This window comes from Actinomadura sp. 3N508, from assembly GCF_044326375.1.
Lineage (GTDB): Bacteria > Actinomycetota > Actinomycetes > Streptosporangiales > Streptosporangiaceae > Spirillospora.
On the sequence record NZ_JBIRAX010000013.1, the window covers coordinates 70,235 to 89,578 of the forward strand.

Genomic DNA, 19,344 nt, shown 5'->3' on the forward strand with positions numbered 1-19,344 from the left:
ACGTGAACCTGATCGAGGAGACCGTCGCCGCCATCGCGCCTCTGGACGAGGCCGCCATGCGCGACGCCCGCGACCACCAGGCCCGCCTCACCAAGCCGCCCGGGTCGCTCGGCGTCCTGGAAGAGCTGTCGGTCAAGCTCGCCGGGCTCGCCGGGCAGTGCCCGCCGCCGCTGCCCGAGCCCGCCGCCGTCGCCGTGTTCGCCGCCGACCACGGCGTCCACGCGCAGGGCGTCAGCCCGTGGCCGCAGGAGGTCACCGCGCAGATGGTGGCCAACTTCCTGGTGGGCGGCGCCGTCGTCAACGCGTTCGCGGCCCAGGTCGGCGCCGCGGTCAGCGTCGTCGACATCGGCGTCGCAAGCGACCTCGAGGCCGCCCCCGGCCTGCTCCAGCGCAAGATCGCCCCCGGCACCGCCGACATGACGCTCGGCCCCGCGATGACCGCCGGCGAGGCCCGCCGCGCCGTCACCACCGGCATAGAGGTGGCCCGCGACCTGGTCAAAGGCGGAGCCGAAGGCGATCCGGGGGGTGTGGGGGGTCGTCCCCCCTCGAAGGGCGCGGGCGGAGCCGAAGGCGATCCGGGGGGTGTGGGGGGTCGTCCCCCCTCGAAGGGCGCGGGCGGAGCCGAAGGCGATCCGGGGGGTGTGGGGGGTCGTCCCCCGTCGAACGGCGCGGGCGGAGCCCGCTGCCTGATCACCGGGGACATGGGGATCGCCAACACCACCGCGTCCGCCGCGCTGATCGCCGCGTTCACCGGCCGCCCGCCCGAGGAGGTCACCGGCCGCGGCACCGGAATCGACGACGCCACCCATGCTCGCAAGGTCGAGATCGTCCGCACCGCCCTGGCCCGCCACGGCCTGCCCGACGACGACGCGGCCCCCCTGGACGTGCTGGCGGCGGTCGGCGGCCTCGAACATGCCGCGATCGCCGGGTTCGTCCTCGGCGCGGCGGCCCTGCGCGTGCCCGTCGTCCTGGACGGGGTGATCGCCGGAGCCGCCGCCCTCGTGGCCGCCGCCCTCAGCCCCGACGCCATCGGCGCCTGCGTCGCCGGGCACCGCTCGGCCGAGCCCGGCCACGCCGCCGCGCTCGCCGCGCTGGGCCTGCGCCCGCTCGTCGACCTGGAGCTCAGGCTCGGCGAGGGAACGGGCGCTCTGCTCGCATTGCCGCTGGTCCAGGGCTCGGTGCGGGTCCTGCACGAGGTCGCCACCTTCGACTCCGCCGGCGTCACCGAGAAGGACGCCCGACCGCGTAACTAAACGATCACGGAATGAGTCACCTTCGGCTATCGACTGGCCGGAGGCCCTCTCCATGCACTCCTCAACCCGAGTACCTTTGTTCCACAAGGCCACTAGTCCCTTACCGGAGTCCGCGAGCTGATCCGCACATCCGATCGAGAGAAACACCACGTGCCCCCGTACCTGCTAGGACTGCGACTCGGCGGCCGGCGCGTCCTCGTCGTCGGCGGGGGCCGGGTCGCCCAGCGCCGCGTGCCCGCGCTGCTGGACGCGGGCGCCGACGTGGTCCTGGTCTCGCCGGACGTCACCCCCTCCCTGCAGGGCCTCGCCGAGCGCGGGAAGATCACCTGGCAGCGGCGCGGGTTCCGGAGCGGTGACTGCGCGGGCGCCTGGCTTGTCCAGGCCGTCACCGACGACGCCAAGGTCAACGCCGACGTCGTCGCGGAGGCGGAAGACGCCCGCATCTGGGCCGTCCGGGCCGACGACGCCGAGTCCTCGCCCGCCTGGACGCCCGCGAGCGGCCGCGCGGGGGACGCGACCGTCGGCGTCCTGCTCGGCGGCGACCCGCGCCGCGCCGCCGGCATCCGCGACGCCGTGGTCGACGGCCTGCGCGCCGGCGCCCTCGAAGCCCGGCACTCCCGGCGCAAGCCCGCCGGCGTCGCCCTCGTCGGCGGCGGTCCCGGCGACCCGGGGCTGATCACCGTCCGCGGCCGGCAGCTCCTCGCGATGGCCGACGTCGTCGTCACCGACCGGCTCGCCCCCGGCGGCCTCCTGGACGAGCTGGCCCCCGACGTCGAGGTGATCGACGCCGCCAAGATCCCCTACGGCCGCACCGTCACGCAGGACCGCATCAACGAATACCTCGTCGAGCACGCCAAGCAGGGGCGCTTCGTCGTCCGGCTCAAGGGCGGCGACCCGTTCGTGTTCGGCCGCGGCGGCGAGGAGGCGCTGCACTGCGCCCGGCACGGCGTGCCCGTCACGGTCGTCCCGGGCATCACCAGCGCCGTCGCCGTCCCGTCCGCCGCGGGGATCCCGGTCACCCACCGGGGCGTCGCGCAGGAGTTCCACGTCGTCTCCGCGCACGTCCCTCCCGGGCACCCCGACTCGGCCGTCGACTGGGCCGCGCTGGGCCGCGGGAGCGGCACGATCGTCCTGCTCATGGCCGTGGAACGGATGTCGCTGATCGCACCGGCCCTCATGCGCTATGGTCGATCGTCCGACACGCCGGTCGCCGTGATCCAGGACGGCACCCTCCCCGGCCAGCGGTCGCTGACGGCGACGCTGGGCACGGTGGCCGACGCGATGGCCGCAGGCGATATCCGGCCCCCGGCGATCGTGGTCGTGGGCGACGTGGTCAACGTGGCACGAGAGATCGACATGATTCGAGCGGACATGGGACGGGATCCGTGACACCCCCGGCAGAACAGAGCGCGGTCCACGACGAGGAGGCCGGCGCCGGCCCGGGACGCGAGGTCGATGACTCCGCGACCCCCGGGAACGACGCCGCGCCCGCGACGGCCCGGCGCACCGAAACCGCCCGCCCCGAGGGCCAGGCGGACGGCGAGGACGAGACGGGCCGGGGAACATCCGGCAAAGATCGTCCTACCGGCGAGACCGCCGAGCACGCCGAAGCCGCCGAGCCTGCCGAGCACGCGTCGGGCGACGACGACGCCGCAACGGCCGAACCCTCGAACGCACAGCCCTCCAAGGAGACCAGGCGAGGCCGCTACGCCCGCCGCAAGGACACCCAGGCGGGCACGGGCAAGCACGCGAAATCCGCCGCCGAACCCCCCGCCGACCGGGAAACGAAACCCGCCAAGGACGACGAGCCCAGCAAGGAAGCGCCGGCAGACGAGCCGGGCAAGCAGACGCAGCGCGCCAAGGACGAAAAGCCCAGAGGCATTGGACGCCGCCGCGCGAACAGGCCCGCCTCCGCCCCCAACACGGTGCGCCAGGGCGAGCTGACCCGGGCCGTCACCAGCCTGCGCGACCAGCTCGGCGCGTTCGACCTCCTCCTGGACGTCCCCGGCGTGCAGGAGGCCCGCGAGGCCCGCGACGAGCTGCGCGACCAGCTCCAGGACTACGTCCTCCCGCGCATCCAGGCGGCCGGCGCGCCCATGCTGGTGGTCCTCGGCGGCTCCACCGGCGCGGGCAAGTCCACGCTGGTCAACACGCTCGTCGGCGCCCGCGTGAGCGCCACCGGCGTGCTGCGCCCGACCACCAGCAGCCCGATCCTCGTCTGCCACCCCGACCACGCCCAGTGGTTCCTGGAGGGCCCGCTGCTGCCGGGCATGGGACGCGTCCGCGGCCCGGCCCCCGACGCCATCGCCGGTGACCAGCTGGTCATCATCACCAGCGACGTCCTCCCGCCGGGCCTCGCGCTCCTCGACAGCCCCGACTTCGACTCCGTCTTCGAAGACCACTACGAGTTCGCCACCAAGCTGATGGCCGCCGCCGACCTGTGGCTGTGCGTCACCACCGCCGCCCGCTACGCCGACGCGCAGGTGTGGCAGATGCTCCAGCGCGCCAGGGAGAACGGCGCCACGATCGGCGTCGTGCTGTCCCGGGTCCCGCAGGGCGCCGGGCCGCAGGGCGCCGAGATCGTCGAGCACTTCGGCGAGATGCTGGACGACAACGAGGTCGGCGAGGCGCGCCGCTTCACCGTCCCCGAGACCCGGATCGAGGACAGCCGCCTCCCCGAGGAGGCCGTCGGGGACATCCGCGAGTGGCTCACCGGCGTCGCGGAGGACGCCGAAGACCGCGAGATCGTCATCAGCGACACCCTCGCCGCCGTCCTCGACAGCTTCCGCACCCGCGTCCCCGAGCTCGCCCGCCAGGTCGAGGCCCAGGTCGAGCAGCGCACCGAGCTGTCGGCGGAGGTCGCGGCCGGGTACGGCACCGCGCTCGCCGAGCTCGACGAGGCCACCCGTAACGGCTCGCTGCTGCGCGGCGAGGTCCTCGCCCGCTGGCAGGACTTCGCCGGCACCGGCGACCTGCTGCGCTCCCTGCACACCCAGCGGTCCCGGCGCGGCCGGTCCGCGCGGCGGCGGGGCCGCAGCCCCGCCCGGGTCCGCGCGCTGAAGGCGGCGCTGCGCAGCGGCCTCGAATCGCTGATCATGGCCTCCGCCGAACACGGCGCCGAACAGGTCATCGCCCGCTGGCGCGACCACCCGGCCGGACGCCAGGTCCTCGCCGCCGCGGACGCCGAGCTCGGGCACGTCTCCCCGGAGCTGTCGCGCCGCGTCACCCGGGCCGTCAGCTCATGGCAGGACCACGTCCAGGAGCTGATCCGCACCGAGGGCGTCACCAAGCGCTCGGTCGCGAAGCTGGTGTCGTTCGACACCGAGGCGGTCTCGCTCGTCCTGATGATCGGCCTGCTCGGGTACGGCACGTCCGACGTGGCCGTCGAGGGCGGCAACAGCGCCGTCCCGCAGCGGCTGCTGAAGGCGCTGTTCGGCGCCGAGTCGCTGCGCGGCATGGGCGCCAAGGCCCGCGCCGACCTGCGCAGCCGCATCGGGATGCTGTTCGACGAGGAGTCCATCCGGTTCGAGCAGGTGCTCGACTCCGCCGGCATCCCGGACGAGACCGTCCCCGTCCAGCTGTACCAGGCCACCTACAACCTCGAGGTCGCCCGATGACCACCTCGGCCATCCCCACGAACTCGCCGCCGGGGATCCCGCTCCCCGACGCCGCCACCCCCGCCGCCGCTCCCGCCGGTCCGCCCAGCCTGACCGACCGCCTCAACGGCCTCGACCGGCTCGTCCGCGCGGGCGAAGGCCGGCTCGACCAGCCCGTCCTCGCCGAGGCCGGGGCGCTGCTCGACCGGGCCGGGCAGCGGCTCCGGCTGTCCGGCGACCACACCGTCGTCGCCCTCGCCGGCGGAACCGGCAGCGGAAAGTCGTCGCTGTTCAACGCCATCTGCGGGCTCGAACTGTCGCCGACCGGGCTGCGGCGGCCGATGACCTCCCAGGCCCACGCCTGCGTCTGGGGCCTGGACGGCGCCGGGCCCCTCCTCGACTGGCTGGACGTCGACAAGCGCCACCGCTACGCCCGCGCCAGCGCCCTCGACCTGGAACGCGCCGACAGCACCCTTCAGGGCCTCGTCCTGATCGACCTGCCCGACCACGACTCCATCCAGGCGATGCACCGCGCCGAGGTCGACCGGTTCGTCACCATCGCCGACCTGCTCGTCTGGGTCGTCGACCCGCAGAAGTACGCCGACGCCGCCCTGCACCGCAACTACATCGTCCCGTTCGCGCGGCACACCGGCGTGACGCTGATCGTCCTCAACCAGGTCGACCGGCTCACCCCGCACGAGATCGACGACTGCGTCGCCGACCTGCGCCGCCTCCTGGAGGCCGAGGGCCTCACCGACCCGCGCATCGTGACGACCTCCGCCGTCGCCGAGGACGGCGTCTTCGGCTTCCGGGACATCCTCGTCGACACCGTCGCCGCCCGCCGCGCCCGCACCGAGCGGCTGTCCGCCGACGTCGACCGGGCCGCCGAACGCTTCGTCGCCTACCGCGCCGACACCGAGCCGCCCGCCACGATCGACGACGGCCGCCGCGACGACCTCGTCCAGGCCTTCGCCGACGCCGCGGGCGCGCCCGCCGTCGCCGAGGCCATGGAGAGCGCCTACGAGCTGCGCGCCGCCGACTTCGTCGGCTGGCCCATCACCACGATCATCGCCCGCCTCCGCTCGGACCCGCTGCGCCGGATGCGCCTCACCGAGCTGCGCGAGGAGCTCCGCGGCGCCTTCACCGGCCCGATCGGCGCCCAGCAGGGCGACGTCGACACCGCGCTGCAGGGCGTCACCGAGGGCATCACCCCCGAACTCCCCGCGCACTGGGGACGCTCCCTGCGCGCCGCCGCCCGCTCCCACGCGACCGAGATCCCCGAGGCCCTCGGCGAGTCCCTCAAGGACGCGCTGCCGACGTTCAACCAGGTGCCGCGCTGGTGGTGGCTGGTCAAGACGTGGCAGTTCTTCCTGGTGCTGGTCGCCATCCTCAGCCTCGTATGGATCGGCCTCCTCGTCGCCTACGGCCTGCTGGACGCGGGCGGCGGAGACCCAGGCGGCCTGGTCGGAGAAGCGGGCCTCATCCCCTACGTGGCCGTCCTGGTGGTCTGCACCCTGGGCATGGGCTGGCTGACCTCCTCAGCCTGCCGGAACCTGGTCGCCCTCTCGTCAGCCAAACACGGCGACAAGATGGAGCACCACATGCGCCAGGGCATCGAGAAGGTCGCGCACGAGAAGGTGATCGTGCCCATCGAGCAGGACCTCCAGGTCTACGCCCGCTTCCGCAAGGACGTCGACATCGCGCTGGGCCGCGGCTGAGAGTTATCCACAGTTCCGTTACCGCACCCGCGACAGGTGCCGCCTGCGTCACCGTTGACTCGAACACGCGAGCCGACGGAGGACCACGATGAACGAGGCGCACATCACGATCACCGGCTTTGTCGCGGCGGAACCCCGCTACGCCGTCACGGCCAACGGCACGCCGTTCCTGTCGCTCAGGGTCGGCTGCACGCCCCGCCGCTACGACCGGCAGACCGGCCAATGGCAGGACATCGAGACCCTGTTCCTGACGGTCAACTGCTGGCGGAACCTGGCCGACAACGTCAACGCGTCCGAGTTCCCGCGCGGTACCCCGGTACTGGTCACGGGCCGCCTGCGCATCCGGCAGTACGAGCGCGACGGCCATTGGCGCTTCTCCGCCGAGGTCGAGGCGACCACGCTCGGCCCCGACCTGGTCCGTGGCACGGCCGACTTCCGTCCCATCCAGCGCGGCGGCCCGCTCAACGAGGAAGACCTCCAGCTGGCCCGCGACGCCGCCGACGAATGGGCCCTGAGCACCCCAGCCGACGAGGCGGAACCCAAGGCCGCCTGACGACGTCACGTCCGGGGTCGGGGAGCGGGGGCGTGACCTACAGATGCAGCCGCCGTCGGTCGGCGCCCCCGCACCCTCGGGTTCCGCGGCCTGGTCAGATCCAGGAAACGCCGCGCATGGTGGTATCCCCCTCAGGATGTGCTTGGGGCCGCGAATCCGCGGGCCCTGATGCGTGGTGATCCGACGGTCACCCGCACGTGCGTTCCCGAACGTACCTGTTTCACGCCCCTTCCGCACACGTTGCAACTATCGTGTTACACAACGTGATGCGCGTAAGGGGGAAGGATGACGGCAGTGCAGTCGTCCGCCGAGGACCGTGGCGGGGAACTGCCCCGCAGGCCTAGGCGCCGGGCGCTACTGGGGCGTCCGTCCCTGCTCGTGGTTTATGTGCCGGTGGTCGTGGCCGTCCATCTTGGGCTGGCCGCCGCGTGCCTGGCCGCCACACCGCTCCGGGCCGGCGACCTGACGACCTTCGCCGCCCTCCTGGCGTGCGGCGCGGTGTGCATCGAGGCGACCCGGCGCCTGGGCATGCCGGCAGGCGTCGCCCGAGACCTCCTATCGGCCTGGTGGCTGCCAGTCGCACTGTTGCTGCCACCCGTCTACGTCCTGCTGATCCCGATACCACTACAGGCGCTGCTGCAATTCCGGGTCCGCCGGACGCTGGTCTACCGGCGCGCACTGGTCGCCGCGGCGCACGGAATCGCCGGAGCATGCGCCTCCGTGGTCTTCCACCTGGTGGTCCCCGAACCGCTGGACGGCGCCCCCCAATGGCTCGTCGACGCCTACCCGGGCATCCCGGCGGCCGTGGGCTGCGCGGCGCTGTTCACCGTCGTGAACACGGCGATCGTCGCGGTCGCGGCGCACGCCGCCAACCCCGAGAGCCGCTGGCGCGACGTCCTGTGGACCCGCGAGAGCCTCCTCCTGGACGTGGTGGAGCTCTGCGTCGGCATGCTCGTGGCGATCACGAGCGCCCTGTCGCTGGGCCTGCTAATCCTGGCGCTCCCACCCGTCGTCCTCCTGCAGCGCAGCCTCATGCACCAGCAACTCCAAGCGGCAGCCCGCACAGACGCCAAGACCGGCCTCCTGAACGCCGCCGCATGGCAACGAGAAGCCGACACCGAACTGTCCCGCGCCCAACGCACCCACGACGCCGTGGCCCTCCTCCTGATCGACATCGACCACTTCAAACGCGTCAACGACACCCACGGCCACCTGATGGGCGACCAGGTGCTGGTAGGAGTGGCCAGCACGCTCTGCCACCAGCTACGCGACTACGACGTCGTGGGCCGCTTCGGCGGCGAAGAATTCGTGGTCCTGCTACCCGGCGCCGACACCGTCGAGGCATGCCGCGTCGCCGAACGCCTCCGCGGCCGCGTCCGCCGCCTGGCCGTCCCCGCCGAAGAAGGAACGGTGACGGTCACCGTGTCCGTGGGCGTAGCCCTGTTCCGCACCCACGGCGAAGACCTCCTGGACCTCCTGGCCGCCGCCGACCTGGCCCTGTACCGAGCGAAGTCCTCCGGCCGAGACCGAGTCTGCCTCCCAGCCCTAGAAGGCCCCGGCGCCCCCGCCGCCTGACCACAACCCCCTCACCAGCACCCCAGCAACCCCGCATACGGCAAGCACCCCACAAGCGCTCCGCCGCCGTCCCGGCCCTGGCCTTACCCGCCGCCTCACAAACCCTGCGGGCCCGCGCAACGCTGTTGGAGCCGTCCGCACTGACACCAGCCCCCTCCGCAACCACGCAACAACCCCAGCCGTCGCGATCGCGTCCGAAGGCAGGTTCGAGCTAAGCGAGAACCTGATCGCGCAGCGAGCCGCCAGGCGAGACGGAGCGATGCAGCGATCGCACGCAGTGATCGACGATGGAGGGCCGCCAAGGCCCGAAGGAGGAGAGCACTGCAACGAACACTGCAAGGAACACCTACTCGGACCCTCTAGGCTTGAGGAATGGCCGAGTACATCTACACGATGCAGCGTGTGCGCAAGGCACATGGCGACAAGGTCGTCCTCGACGACGTCACCCTGCACTTCCTTCCGGGCGCGAAGATCGGTGTCCTGGGACCGAACGGCACCGGTAAGTCGACGCTGCTGCGCATGATGGCCGGTCTGGAACAGCCGTCCAACGGGGACGCGCGCCTCATGCCGGGGTTCACCGTCGGGATGCTCCAGCAGGAGCCGCCGCTGAACGAGGAGAAGACCGTCCTCGGGAACGTGCAGGAGGGCGTCGCCGAGACCAAGGCGATGGTCGACCGGTTCAACGAGATCGCCGAGAAGATGGCGACGGACTACTCCGACGAGCTGATGACGGAGATGGGCAAGCTCCAGGAGCAGCTCGATCACCGCAACGCGTGGGATCTCGACAGCCAGCTCGAGCAGGCGATGGACGCGCTGCGCTGCCCGCCCGGCGACGCCGAGGTGTCGAAGCTGTCGGGGGGTGAGCGCCGCCGGGTCGCGCTGTGCAAGCTCCTCCTCGAAGCCCCTGACCTGCTGCTGCTGGACGAGCCCACCAACCACCTCGACGCCGAGAGCGTCCAGTGGCTGGAGCAGTTCCTCGCCAAGTACGAGGGCACCGTCCTGGCCGTCACCCACGACCGGTACTTCCTCGACAACGTCGCCACGTGGATCCTGGAGCTCGACCGGGGCCGTTGCTACCCCTACGAGGGCAACTACTCCGTCTACCTGGAGAAGAAGGCCGAGCGGCTGAAGGTCGAGGGCAACAAGGACGCCAAGCGCAAGAAGCGCCTCCAGGATGAGCTGGAGTGGGTCCGGTCGAACCCGAAGGCGCGGCAGACGAAGAGCAAGGCCCGCCTGGAGCGGTACGAGGAGATGGCCGCCGAGGCCGCCAAGACCCGCAAGCTCGACTTCGAGGAGATCCAGATCCCGCCGGGCCCCCGGCTGGGCAACACGGTCATCGTCGCGGACAAGCTGACGAAGGGCTTCGACGACCGGATCCTCATGGACGACCTGTCGTTCAACCTGCCGCCGAACGGGATCGTCGGCGTCATCGGCCCGAACGGCGTCGGCAAGACCACGCTGTTCCGCATGATCGTCGGTGAGGAGCAGCCGGACGGCGGCGAGCTGCGGCTCGGCGATACCGTCAAGGTGTCCTACGTCGACCAGGGACGCGGCGGCATCGACCCCAAGAAGACGGTGTGGCAGGTCGTCTCGGACGGTCTCGACCACATCAACGTCGGCCAGGTCGAGATGCCGTCCCGCGCCTATGTCGCGGCGTTCGGCTTCAAGGGGCCCGACCAGCAGAAGCCGGCGGGCGTCCTGTCCGGTGGGGAGCGCAACCGCCTGAACCTGGCGCTGACGCTCAAGCTGGGCGGCAACGTCCTCCTGCTGGACGAGCCGACCAACGACCTCGACACCGAGACCCTGTCCAGCCTGGAGAACGCCCTCCTGGAGTTCCCCGGCTGCGCCGTCATCACCTCGCACGACCGGTGGTTCCTGGACCGCATCGCCACGCACATCCTCGCGTGGGAAGAGGGTTCGAACTGGTTCTGGTTCGAGGGCAACTTCGCCGACTACGAGAAAAACAAGATCGAGCGTCTGGGGGCCGACGCGGCCCGCCCGCACCGCGTCACCCACCGCAAGCTCACCCGCGACTGATCCGCTGCCGCTCAGCACCCCCAGGGCCCTACCCACTGGCCTTGGGGGTGACCTGCGTGCGCCGACCGTCCATGCCCTTGTGTTCGCCGCCGCCGTGCTTTTGCCGAGGCGGCAGGATGATCATTTCCCGGGGCCGGGCACCGTATCGAATTCTGTTCGTCGCCGTACGGTGGTGCGCGGATTTCCAATTCTGTTGCGGCGCTGACAGCATGTATCAGCCCAGGTCGGAAGGACGGGGGGTCCCGTCCGAAATGACCTGGCGGTCATTGGTGTGCCGATCACGCTCCGATATCGGCGCAGGTGGTGAGGTTATTTTCGACAGATGTCAACGTTTGTGACCTCTGGCGGCAGTTATATGCGTAACACTGCTGGGGCGGAAGTCGCTCTCAGCATCGTGCGGATACCCCGAGGAGTCCCCGTGTTCGAGTCGCCGTCGTGGGAGGTCGCCGTGGTGGTCACGTCCACCGGCTCCGGAGCGGTGTGGTGAACGCGGACCGGGCGGACCGGGAGGCCCGCGAGACGCTGTCGTCGTTCCCCGCGTTCTACCGTTACTGGATGCCGCGCATCACCGGCTACCTGCGCGCGCAGACGTCCGACGGCCGCTGGGTCGAGGACATCGCGCAGGAGAGCCTGCTCGCCGCGCAGCGCCGGTGGGACGAGCTCGTCACCTACGACAAGCCGGGCGCCTGGCTGTTCCGGGTCGCGACGACCATGCTGCGGCGCTGGCAGGCGAAGGCGCGCGAGCAGTGCACGTCCCTGGACGAGATCATCACGCGCGGGGAGGGCGGGCTGCCGAGCGCCGCGGAGCGCGGGACCGACGGCCGCCTCGACCTCATGGCCGCCGTGCGGAGCCTGCCGCGCCGCCAGCGGGAGGCCGTCGCGCTGCACTGCCTGCTGGAGTTCCCGCTGCCGGAGGTCGCCCGGATCCTCGACATGAGCGAGGGTTCGGCGAAGACCCACGTGCACCGGGCGCGCAGGCGGCTGGAGGAGCTGCTCCGCGAGCCGGCGGTCGAGAAGGAGGGCCGGGCATGAACCTGGACGGCATGCTGGCCGCCGCCGCGTCCGCCATCGTCCGGATGCCCGAGGACGAGTTCGCGGTCAACCTCGTGCGGCTGCAGGAGGAGTTCCGGCGGCGGCAGTACGACGACATCGCCAGCGCGCGGCACGCGGCGTTCGTCGACTCCCTGGAGCTGGACCGGGGCGCCTACGAGCTGGGACGCCGCCACGAGGTGGACGGCGACCTGGCCGAGGCGGCCCGCTGGTACCGGGTCGCGGCCCGCAGCGACCACGCGGACGCCGCGCTCCGCCTCGGCCGGATGCTCGACCTGCTCGCCGAGCAGTGTGCGGCGAGCGGTCCCTACAGCGCCCATCGTGAGGAGCTGCACCTGATCACCGAGGCCGCGCGGGCGTACGCGGAGGCCTACGCGGCGGGCTACCCGGAGGCCGCCGACCGGATCGACGAGATGCTCGCCGCGTTCACGCACCGGCAGCAGCTGCCGCATCCGGGCACGGCGCGTCCCGAGGACGAGCCCGTCGCGGACCGCTGCGCGCACGTCCGCGACTTCGCACCGGCGAACGGCGTGCTCAGCGACGAGGAGATCCACGAGCTCAGCCGGCACGCGGCGCAGTGCATGTCGTGCCTGGAGGACTTCGTCGACCTCGTCCGCGCGGCCGCCTCCGCGACCCCGACCGGCGCGATCTCCGACCCCTATGAGACGTCCGCCCTGTGAGGGGCGTCCTGGGGGAGTGGCCAGGGGCGGGAAATGGCTGGCGGTAACATCGAGCCGGACACGCCCCCCGCACCCCAGGCGAGGACATGCAGCAGACCGACCTCCCCGCGGCCGAGTACCGGCACGTCTACGAGTTCCACGTCCGGTTCGGCGACATCGACTCCCAGGGCCATGTGAACAACGTCAAGTTCCTCGGCTACCTGGAGGACGCGCGGCTGGAGATGTTCCACGGCGACCCGGTCCGCAAGGGGGAGAAGCCGGTGCGCGGCATGGTGATCTCGCGGCACGAGATCGACTACCGGCTGCCGCTGCTGCCGACCGTGTACCCGATCCGGGTGGAGACGTGGGTGACCGAGGCCCGCGCCGCCTCGTTCACGCTGGCCTACGAGGTGCGCGACGACGAGAACGTGTACGCCGAGGCCACCTCGACCCTCGTCGCGTTCGACAAGGAGACGAACCGGCTGCGCCGCTTCACGCCGGAGGAGCGGGAGTTCATCGGACGCTACACGGCGCCCACGACATGACCGCCCTCGCCGGCCCCGCGGCCCCGCTGAACCAGCGCCTCCAGCCGGGGGTGCGGCTCCGCGTCGTGCAGATGGCGGACGCGGAGGCGCTCGCCGCCCTCTACACGGCGAACCGCGACTACCTGCGTCCCTGGGAGCCCGCCCGCGACGACTCCTACTTCACCGTCGAGGGGCAGCGCGACAACCTGTACGGCCTGATCGAGGCGTACGCGACGGGGGACATGTGGCCGGGCGTCATCCTCCTGGACGGTGAGGTCGCCGGGCGGATCACCCTCAACAACGTCCTGCGCGGCCCACTGCAGACCTGCTTCGTCGGGTACTGGGTGGCGCGCGCGCACGCCGGGCACGGTGTCGCGACCGAGGCGGTCAGGCAGGCGCTGGACGTGGCGTTCGACGGCCTAGGGCTGCACCGCGTCGAGGCGTTCACGAGGGTCGACAACCATGCGTCCCAGCGCGTGCTGGAGCGGAACGGCTTCACGGCCGTGGGGACGGCCCGGCGGCACATCCACGTCGACGGCCGCTGGCATGACGAGCGCTTCTTCGAGCGCCTCGCCCCCTGGGACGACGGCATCGCCCTCACCCCGCCCACCGCCTAGCGCCCTCACCCGCCCTCCACTTGGCGCCCTGCCGCGCGCACACCTTCCTGCCCTCATACCCTCCTGCCGGACGCCGTCTAGGGATCATTCTTACCGGGTATTACCGGAAAGAAGGAGTTCGTCCTCCCCAGAGAAAGCGTCCTATGTCCCCCTATCTCGCTGCATGGATCTTCTGGATCCTGATGTTCTTCGCCATCGAGCTGCCCGCCGTGTTCAACCGGCAGCCCGGCGACACGCTCTCCGAGCTCGTCTGGAACGTCTTCGCCATCCGCGGCAAGCCGCTCGGCTGGCAGCTGCGCCGGCTGGCCCTCGTGCTCGGCCTCGGCTGGCTGGTCGCCCACTTCCTCACCGGTGGTGCCATCTGACCGTTGTCGTCCCGGACTGGGCCGGTGACAACCGAGCCGTCACGGATAGATAACAAGCACGGCAGCAATCCGTTTTCGACCCAGTTCTCGCTCTAGTGTCGCGACGCGAATGTGGAGATCCCACGTGGAAGGGGCACAAATGCGGCGCGTCTCACGAGGAGCGATGGCACTGCTGCTCGCCGCGGGAGTGACCGGAGCCGGCGCCACCACGGCGCAGGCGGTCACGGACCGGGCGGACACCGCCCAGGCGGGTACGGCCCAGGCCGGCGACATCCTTGACCGGCTCAAGGCGATTCCCGGCATGCAGGTGACGGAGAAGACGTCGACGTTGCCCGGCTACCGCTGGTTCTGGCTTGAGTACAAGCAGCCGGTCGACCACCGCAACCCCAAGGGGCAGTGGTTTGAGCAGCGCATCATGCTGCAGCACAAGTCGACGGACCGGCCCATGGTGCTCTACACCAGCGGTTACAACACGCCGGAGGTGATGTTCACCGCCGAGCCGACCGCGCTGGTCGACGGCAACCAGATCTCGCTTGAGTACCGTTACTTCACCCCGTCCCGTCCCGAACCCACGGACTGGACGAAGGACAACATCTGGCAGGCCGCCACCGACGAGCACCGGCTGATCCGTGAGCTGAAGAAGATTTACGGCACCAAGTGGATTTCGACGGGTGCCAGCAAGGGCGGCATGACCGCCGTCTACCACAAGCGCTTCTACCCGAACGACGTCGACGGCAGCGTCGTCTACGTGGCCCCTAACGATGTGAACAACAACGACGACCGGGCCTACGACGAGTTCTTCAAGAACGTCGGCAACGACCCCAAGTGCCGCGCTCACGTGAAGAGCCTCGCGCGCGAGTTCCTCAAGCGCCGGCCCGCCATGCTCGAGCGCTTCAAGGCCGCCGCCGACGCGGGCGGCTGGACGTTCGAGATCCTGCGCACGATGGACCGCGCGTTCGAGAACTCGGTGATGGACTACGAGTGGGCGTTCTGGCAGTACAGCCTGCAGTCCGACTGCCCGAGCCTGCCGGCGCTGGACGCCTCCGACGACGACCTCTACAAGTCGCTGGACGGCATCGCGGGTCTCTCGTTCTACACCGACCAGGGCCTCGCCCCGTACGTCCCGTACTACTACCAGGCGGGCACCGAGCTCGGCTGGCCCACGCCGAAGTTCAAGCACCTGCGCCCGCTGCTGCGGTACGAGAGCAGCTACCAGCCGCGCACCTACGTCCCGAGCGACATCCGGATGCGCTTCGACAACGGCCGCGCCATGCGCGACATCGACGGCTGGGTGAAGCGGAACGCGAACCACATGCTGTTCCTGTACGGCTCGACCGACCCGTGGGGCTCCGAGCCGTTCCGCCTCGGCTACGGCAGCCGCGACTCGGCCGTGTTCACCGCGCAGGGCCTGAACCACAGCGCGCGCCTCATCGACAAGCTGTCCCCCGAGGAGAAGGCCAAGTCGATCGCCTTCGTGAAGCGCTGGGCGGGCGTCGAGTCCGATGTGCGGACGCTCACGACCGGACCGGCCGCGGACGACCCGCTCCAGCTCCAGCGCCCGCCGCTGTAGCGAACGCCCCCCTGTAGGGACCTCCGCTGTAGCGGAACCTGCGGTGTGCCGGCCGTGTGTTGACCCCTGACGCGGCCGGCACACCGCATCCTGCTCTCAGGCGGTGGTGAGCCAGACGGCGGCGTTGCCGGGCAGTTGGTCGCCGTCCAGGGGGATGCTGGTCAGGAGCGGGCGGCCCGGCGGGAGGGGCAGCGGGTCCTCGCCGCAGTTGAGCGCGCAGGTGAGCGGGCCGCGCCGGAAGAGCACGGCCGTGTCGGGGGAGTCGAGCCACTCCATGTCCTCGGGCAGGCCGTCGCGCAGGCGGCGGCGCAGGGCCAGCGCCTCGCGGTAGAACGCCAGCATGGAGGACGGGTCCGACGACTGCGCCTCGACGGTCATCGCCGCCCACCGCCCCGGCATCGGCAGCCAGGGCCCGACGCCGTCGGGCGAGAAACCGTAGGGCTCCGCAGTACCGGACCAGGGGAGCGGGACGCGGCAGCCATCACGCCCTACCCGCTGCCCGTTCGTGCGCTTCCACATCGGGTCCTGCCTCGCCTCGTCAGGGAGGTCGGTCACCTCCGGCAGGCCCAGCTCCTCGCCCTGGTACAGATACGCCGACCCTGGGAGCGCCAAGAGCATCAGCAGTGCCGCCTTGGCCCTCGCCTGTCCGATGCCAGGGACGCTCTCCGGCTGCTCGTACCGCGTGATGTGGCGTACAGAGTCGTGGCTGGACAGCACCCACGTCGGCGCGGCTCCGGTTGGGGCAACGGCCTTGATCGCGGCCGTCACCACGTCACGGAACGCGGGGGCCGACCATGGGGCGAGTTGCAGGTCGAACTGGAACACCTGGTGAAGCTCGTCTGGACGCAGATAGAGCGCGAGGTCTTCGGGGCTGCTCGTCCACACCTCGCCTATGGCCATGCGGTCGTCGTACTCGTCCAGGATCTGCCGCCACCTCCGGTACACGTCGTGGACTTCCGGACGGCCGTACATGGGGCCGTTGACGACGCGGCGGCGGCGTCCGTTCAGGTCGGGGAAGGACTGGTCCTTGAACAGGCCGGCCGCCACGTCGATGCGGAAGCCGTCCACGCCCCGGTCGAGCCAGAAGCGCAGGATCTCCTCGAACTCCCGCCGCACGTCGGGGTGGTGCCAGTTGAAGTCGGGCTGCTCGCGCGCGTACAGGTGCAGGTACCACTCGCCGTCGTCCACCCGCGTCCAGGCCGGGCCGCCGAACGCGGACGGCCAGTCGGTCGGCGGCCCCTCCTCGCCGGGATGTTCGCCTGGCCTCCCCGACCGGAAAATGTACCGGTCGCGCGCAGGCGACTCCGGCGGTGCGGCGAGCGCCTCCCGGAACCAGGGATGCCGGTCGGACGAGTGGTTCGGGACGATGTCGACGATCAGCCGGAGCCCGTGCGCGTGCGCGTCCCGCACCAGGGCGTCGAAGTCGGCGAGGGTACCGAACCGCGGGTCGACGTCGCGGTAGTCGGCGACGTCGTAGCCGCCGTCCGCGAGCGGCGAGGTGTAGAACGGGGTCAGCCACAGCGCGTCGACGCCGAGGTCGCGCAGGTGGCCGAGCCGGGACCGGATCCCCTGGAGGTCGCCGTCACCGTTCCCGTCGGAGTCGGCGAAGCTGCGGACGTAGACCTCGTACACGACGGCGTCGCGCCACCACGGGATTCGCGTCATACAAGGCGATCTACCCGCCTATGTCGGGGCGTTCACCATGCTCTGCGCGGCCATCGTGAAGTAGTCCCAGAGCTGCTTCTCCAGGTGCTCGGGGAGCTCCAGCTCGTCGACCGCGTCGCGCATGTGGCGCAGCCAGGCGTCCCGCTCGGCCGACCCGATGACGAACGGCACGTGCCGCATCCGGAGCCTCGGATGCCCGCGCTGCTGACTGTAGGTGGTCGGGCCGCCCCAGTACTGGATCAGGAACAGCCGCAGCCGCTCCTCGGCGGGCCCGAGGTCCTCCTCGGGGTAGAGGTCGCGAAGGTCGGGGTCGCCCGCGACGCCCTGATAGAAGCGGTGGACCAGCCGGTGGAAGGTCTCCTCGCCGCCGACCGCCTCGTAGAAGGTCACCTGTTCAGCCATAGCGCCTCCACCCTATGCGAGAGCCGCCCCGCCGCTCACCATGATCCACTAGGGCGCCGGGGTGGCGACCGTCACGCCCGCCTGGTCGAACGAGCGCTTGACGCGTTCGCGCAGCTCGCGGGCGATGTCGCCCTGCCTGCCCGGCGCCGTCTTCAGCACGACGCGGATGACGAGGGCGTCGCCGGCGAGCGCCTGCACGCCCCACACCGCCGGCGCCTCCAGGACGATGTTCTTCCACCGCTCGTCCGCGGCCATCTCGTCGGCGGTGGACTGCAGGATCGCCTTGACCTTCTCGGTGTCCTCGTTGATGTCGACCGGGATGTCCAGGACGGCCCGGCCCCAGTTCTGCGACTCGTTGCCGACCTTCTTGATCTCGCCGTTCGGGACGTACCAGACGATGCCGTCGACGTCCCGCATCCGGGTGACCCGCAGCGTGACGGCCTCGACCGTGCCCTTGGCGGTGCCCACGTCGATGAAGTCGCCGACGCCGTACTGGTCCTCCAGCAGCATGAACAGCCCGGCGAGGAGGTCCTTGACGATGTTCTGCGCGCCGAAGCCGACCGCGACGCCGATGACGCTCGCGCTGGCCAGGATCGGTGCCAGGTTCAGGCCGAGCGAGCCGAGGATGCTGAACGCGGCCGTCCCCATGATCAGCACGGACGCGACGGACCGCAGCACCGAGCCGAGCGTCTGGGCGCGCTGGGCCCGCCGCTTGTTGAGCAGGGCGGGGCTGCCCTCGAAGACCGTCCGGGACCGCTCCCTGGCCCGCTCGGTCATCGTGCCCTCGGCCATCCGCAGCGTCACCCTGGTGATCATGCGGTGCGCGATGGTCTTCAGGATCAGCGCGATCACGAACGTGACGATGATCCAGAAGAGGGTGGTGATGGGGCCGTCGAGCCAGGTCGAGAAGAACTCCGTGAACCTGGTGTTGTGCGAGACGTTCCAGACGAGCCGGCACGAGGTGCTGGGCGTCGGATCCCCGCAGGCGGTCTCGGGGGTCCCTTCCCGCGCCCACGGCAGGAACGCGGGGGCGGCGAGAGGCTCGGCGGCGAGAGACCTGGCGGTGAGGATCTCGGCGGCGAGAAGTGACATGAAGGCAGACCCTCCCCGGCCATTGTGGTGCCTGGACACCGCGCCGTGATCGCGGCGGGCTCGGAGCCGATCGTAGGGGACGTGTCCGACCGGTTCATCCCGAAGTCCGCGAGGTCAGGCAGGTGTTACGGCCCGGCCGGGGAGGGCTGGCTCCGGCGAGCGTGTCCCGCGAGGTCCGTGGCCGCCGCGCCGTTTCCGGTCACGGCCCCGCGGGACACGCCCGGTCTCGGGGGACGCCGCCGATCAGGCGGCGCCCATGTTCCTCGGGAGTCCGGGGCGCCTCCCCAGAAGGTCTGGGAAGGCGGGGGTCAGCGGCGGAGCGGCTGCAGGACGTGGGCCAGCTTCATCGCGGCGCCGCCCACGTCGTCGACGCGGTGCATGCGCTCGCCCCACGACCACCAGAAGTAGTGGTCCTTGGTCTCGGGGGCCGGTGCGCACGTGACGTCCTCCGCGAGGCTCGCGGCCTCGGGGTTCACGACGCGCAGGAACGCCGGCCCCGAGCGGGTCCTGACGACGCGGGCGACCAGGCCCTGCGTGTCGAGTGCCTGCTCCAGCGCCTCCAGGTAGCCGACGCGTCTGTCGCTGACCACCTTCGCACCCCCTCCGTCGGCGAGTACCGGTCAACTGATCAACTCTGTGAATCCGTTCGATCACTCGCGGCGAGAATT

General features: G+C 71.1%; 16 protein-coding genes and 1 pseudogene. 13 read left to right on the top strand and 4 right to left on the bottom strand.

Going from position 1 to position 19,344, the window contains the following annotated elements; translation table 11 throughout:
• Nucleotides 1–2 precede the first annotated feature (2 nt).
• The 13 genes from ACH34S_RS35555 to ACH34S_RS35615 all read left to right on the top strand — a co-directional run bounded on the left by ACH34S_RS35555 (nucleotide 3) and on the right by ACH34S_RS35615 (nucleotide 15,517).
• A complete protein-coding gene (locus ACH34S_RS35555) occupies nucleotides 3–1,253 on the top strand; it encodes a nicotinate-nucleotide--dimethylbenzimidazole phosphoribosyltransferase (protein WP_395957286.1) in 1,251 nt (416 codons plus the stop codon).
• 150 nt (nucleotides 1,254–1,403) lie between these two features.
• Entirely contained in the window at nucleotides 1,404–2,642 is a 1,239-nt protein-coding gene (gene cobA / locus ACH34S_RS35560) for a uroporphyrinogen-III C-methyltransferase (protein WP_395957287.1), read from the top strand.
• Entirely contained in the window at nucleotides 2,639–4,870 is a 2,232-nt protein-coding gene (locus ACH34S_RS35565; protein WP_395957288.1) for an AAA family ATPase, read from the top strand. Before cobA ends, ACH34S_RS35565 begins: the two co-directional genes overlap by 4 nt.
• Nucleotides 4,867–6,567: a GTPase family protein gene (locus tag ACH34S_RS35570; protein WP_395957289.1), complete on the top strand. Its 1,701-nt coding sequence runs from the start codon at nucleotides 4,867–4,869 to the stop codon at nucleotides 6,565–6,567. The genes ACH34S_RS35565 and ACH34S_RS35570 overlap by 4 nt, the downstream gene beginning before the upstream one ends.
• 88 nt (nucleotides 6,568–6,655) lie before the next feature.
• The gene (locus ACH34S_RS35575; RefSeq protein ID WP_395957290.1) at nucleotides 6,656–7,120 is read left to right on the top strand and encodes a single-stranded DNA-binding protein; all 465 of its coding nucleotides are present in this window, start codon (nucleotides 6,656–6,658) and stop codon (nucleotides 7,118–7,120) included.
• A gap of 285 nt (nucleotides 7,121–7,405) precedes the next feature.
• Nucleotides 7,406–8,695, top strand: a complete 1,290-nt coding sequence (locus tag ACH34S_RS35580; protein ID WP_395957291.1) for a GGDEF domain-containing protein — start codon at nucleotides 7,406–7,408, stop codon at nucleotides 8,693–8,695.
• 372 nt (nucleotides 8,696–9,067) lie between these two features.
• Entirely contained in the window at nucleotides 9,068–10,732 is a 1,665-nt protein-coding gene (gene ettA / locus ACH34S_RS35585) for an energy-dependent translational throttle protein EttA (RefSeq protein WP_395957292.1), read from the top strand.
• 483 nt (nucleotides 10,733–11,215) lie between these two features.
• Nucleotides 11,216–11,764 carry an RNA polymerase sigma factor gene (locus ACH34S_RS35590; protein ID WP_395957293.1) on the top strand — a complete coding sequence of 183 codons (549 nt, stop codon included), beginning with the start codon at nucleotides 11,216–11,218 and terminating at the stop codon, nucleotides 11,762–11,764.
• Entirely contained in the window at nucleotides 11,761–12,462 is a 702-nt protein-coding gene (locus tag ACH34S_RS35595) for a hypothetical protein (RefSeq protein ID WP_395957294.1), read from the top strand. The genes ACH34S_RS35590 and ACH34S_RS35595 overlap by 4 nt, the downstream gene beginning before the upstream one ends.
• Nucleotides 12,463–12,548: 86 nt before the next feature.
• Entirely contained in the window at nucleotides 12,549–12,986 is a 438-nt protein-coding gene (locus tag ACH34S_RS35600; protein ID WP_395957295.1) for an acyl-CoA thioesterase, read from the top strand.
• The gene (locus ACH34S_RS35605; RefSeq protein WP_395957296.1) at nucleotides 12,983–13,582 is read left to right on the top strand and encodes a GNAT family N-acetyltransferase; all 600 of its coding nucleotides are present in this window, start codon (nucleotides 12,983–12,985) and stop codon (nucleotides 13,580–13,582) included. The genes ACH34S_RS35600 and ACH34S_RS35605 overlap by 4 nt, the downstream gene beginning before the upstream one ends.
• A 143-nt stretch (nucleotides 13,583–13,725) precedes the next feature.
• Nucleotides 13,726–13,947 carry a hypothetical protein gene (locus tag ACH34S_RS35610; RefSeq protein ID WP_131967403.1) on the top strand — a complete coding sequence of 74 codons (222 nt, stop codon included), beginning with the start codon at nucleotides 13,726–13,728 and terminating at the stop codon, nucleotides 13,945–13,947.
• A gap of 163 nt (nucleotides 13,948–14,110) precedes the next feature.
• A complete protein-coding gene (locus tag ACH34S_RS35615; protein WP_395957297.1) occupies nucleotides 14,111–15,517 on the top strand; it encodes a S28 family serine protease in 1,407 nt (468 codons plus the stop codon).
• Between the two features lie 96 nt (nucleotides 15,518–15,613).
• On the opposite strand, the gene ACH34S_RS35620 is transcribed toward ACH34S_RS35615, so the two are convergent.
• The 4 genes and pseudogenes from ACH34S_RS35620 to ACH34S_RS35635 all read right to left on the bottom strand — a co-directional run bounded on the left by ACH34S_RS35620 (nucleotide 15,614) and on the right by ACH34S_RS35635 (nucleotide 19,266).
• On the bottom strand, nucleotides 15,614–17,182 hold the full coding sequence (locus ACH34S_RS35620; RefSeq protein ID WP_395957298.1) for a glycoside hydrolase family 13 protein: 1,569 nt from the start codon (nucleotides 17,180–17,182) through the stop codon (nucleotides 15,614–15,616).
• A 24-nt stretch (nucleotides 17,183–17,206) separates the two neighbouring features.
• Nucleotides 17,207–17,572: pseudogene (locus ACH34S_RS35625) on the bottom strand (globin); the annotation flags it as partial.
• Nucleotides 17,573–17,632: 60 nt separating this feature from the next.
• Entirely contained in the window at nucleotides 17,633–18,676 is a 1,044-nt protein-coding gene (locus ACH34S_RS35630) for a mechanosensitive ion channel family protein (RefSeq protein ID WP_395957299.1), read from the bottom strand.
• A 308-nt stretch (nucleotides 18,677–18,984) separates the two neighbouring features.
• A complete protein-coding gene (locus tag ACH34S_RS35635; protein ID WP_395957300.1) occupies nucleotides 18,985–19,266 on the bottom strand; it encodes a hypothetical protein in 282 nt (93 codons plus the stop codon).
• Between the last annotated feature and the right edge of the window lie 78 nt (nucleotides 19,267–19,344).

What these genes read in the sequence shown, in the direction of transcription:
- ACH34S_RS35570 (WP_395957289.1), top strand. Translation starts at nt 4,867, where the DNA reads ATGACCACCTCGGCCATCCCCACGAACTCGCCGCCGGGGATCCCGCTC.
- ACH34S_RS35575 (WP_395957290.1), top strand. Translation starts at nt 6,656, where the DNA reads ATGAACGAGGCGCACATCACGATCACCGGCTTTGTCGCGGCGGAACCC.
- ACH34S_RS35580 (WP_395957291.1), top strand. Translation starts at nt 7,406, where the DNA reads ATGACGGCAGTGCAGTCGTCCGCCGAGGACCGTGGCGGGGAACTGCCC.
- ettA (WP_395957292.1), top strand. Translation starts at nt 9,068, where the DNA reads ATGGCCGAGTACATCTACACGATGCAGCGTGTGCGCAAGGCACATGGC.
- ACH34S_RS35595 (WP_395957294.1), top strand. Translation starts at nt 11,761, where the DNA reads ATGAACCTGGACGGCATGCTGGCCGCCGCCGCGTCCGCCATCGTCCGG.
- ACH34S_RS35600 (WP_395957295.1), top strand. Translation starts at nt 12,549, where the DNA reads ATGCAGCAGACCGACCTCCCCGCGGCCGAGTACCGGCACGTCTACGAG.
- ACH34S_RS35605 (WP_395957296.1), top strand. Translation starts at nt 12,983, where the DNA reads ATGACCGCCCTCGCCGGCCCCGCGGCCCCGCTGAACCAGCGCCTCCAG.
- ACH34S_RS35610 (WP_131967403.1), top strand. Translation starts at nt 13,726, where the DNA reads ATGTCCCCCTATCTCGCTGCATGGATCTTCTGGATCCTGATGTTCTTC.
- ACH34S_RS35615 (WP_395957297.1), top strand. Translation starts at nt 14,111, where the DNA reads ATGGCACTGCTGCTCGCCGCGGGAGTGACCGGAGCCGGCGCCACCACG.
- ACH34S_RS35620 (WP_395957298.1), bottom strand. Translation starts at nt 17,182, where the DNA reads ATGACGCGAATCCCGTGGTGGCGCGACGCCGTCGTGTACGAGGTCTAC.
- ACH34S_RS35630 (WP_395957299.1), bottom strand. Translation starts at nt 18,676, where the DNA reads ATGTCACTTCTCGCCGCCGAGATCCTCACCGCCAGGTCTCTCGCCGCC.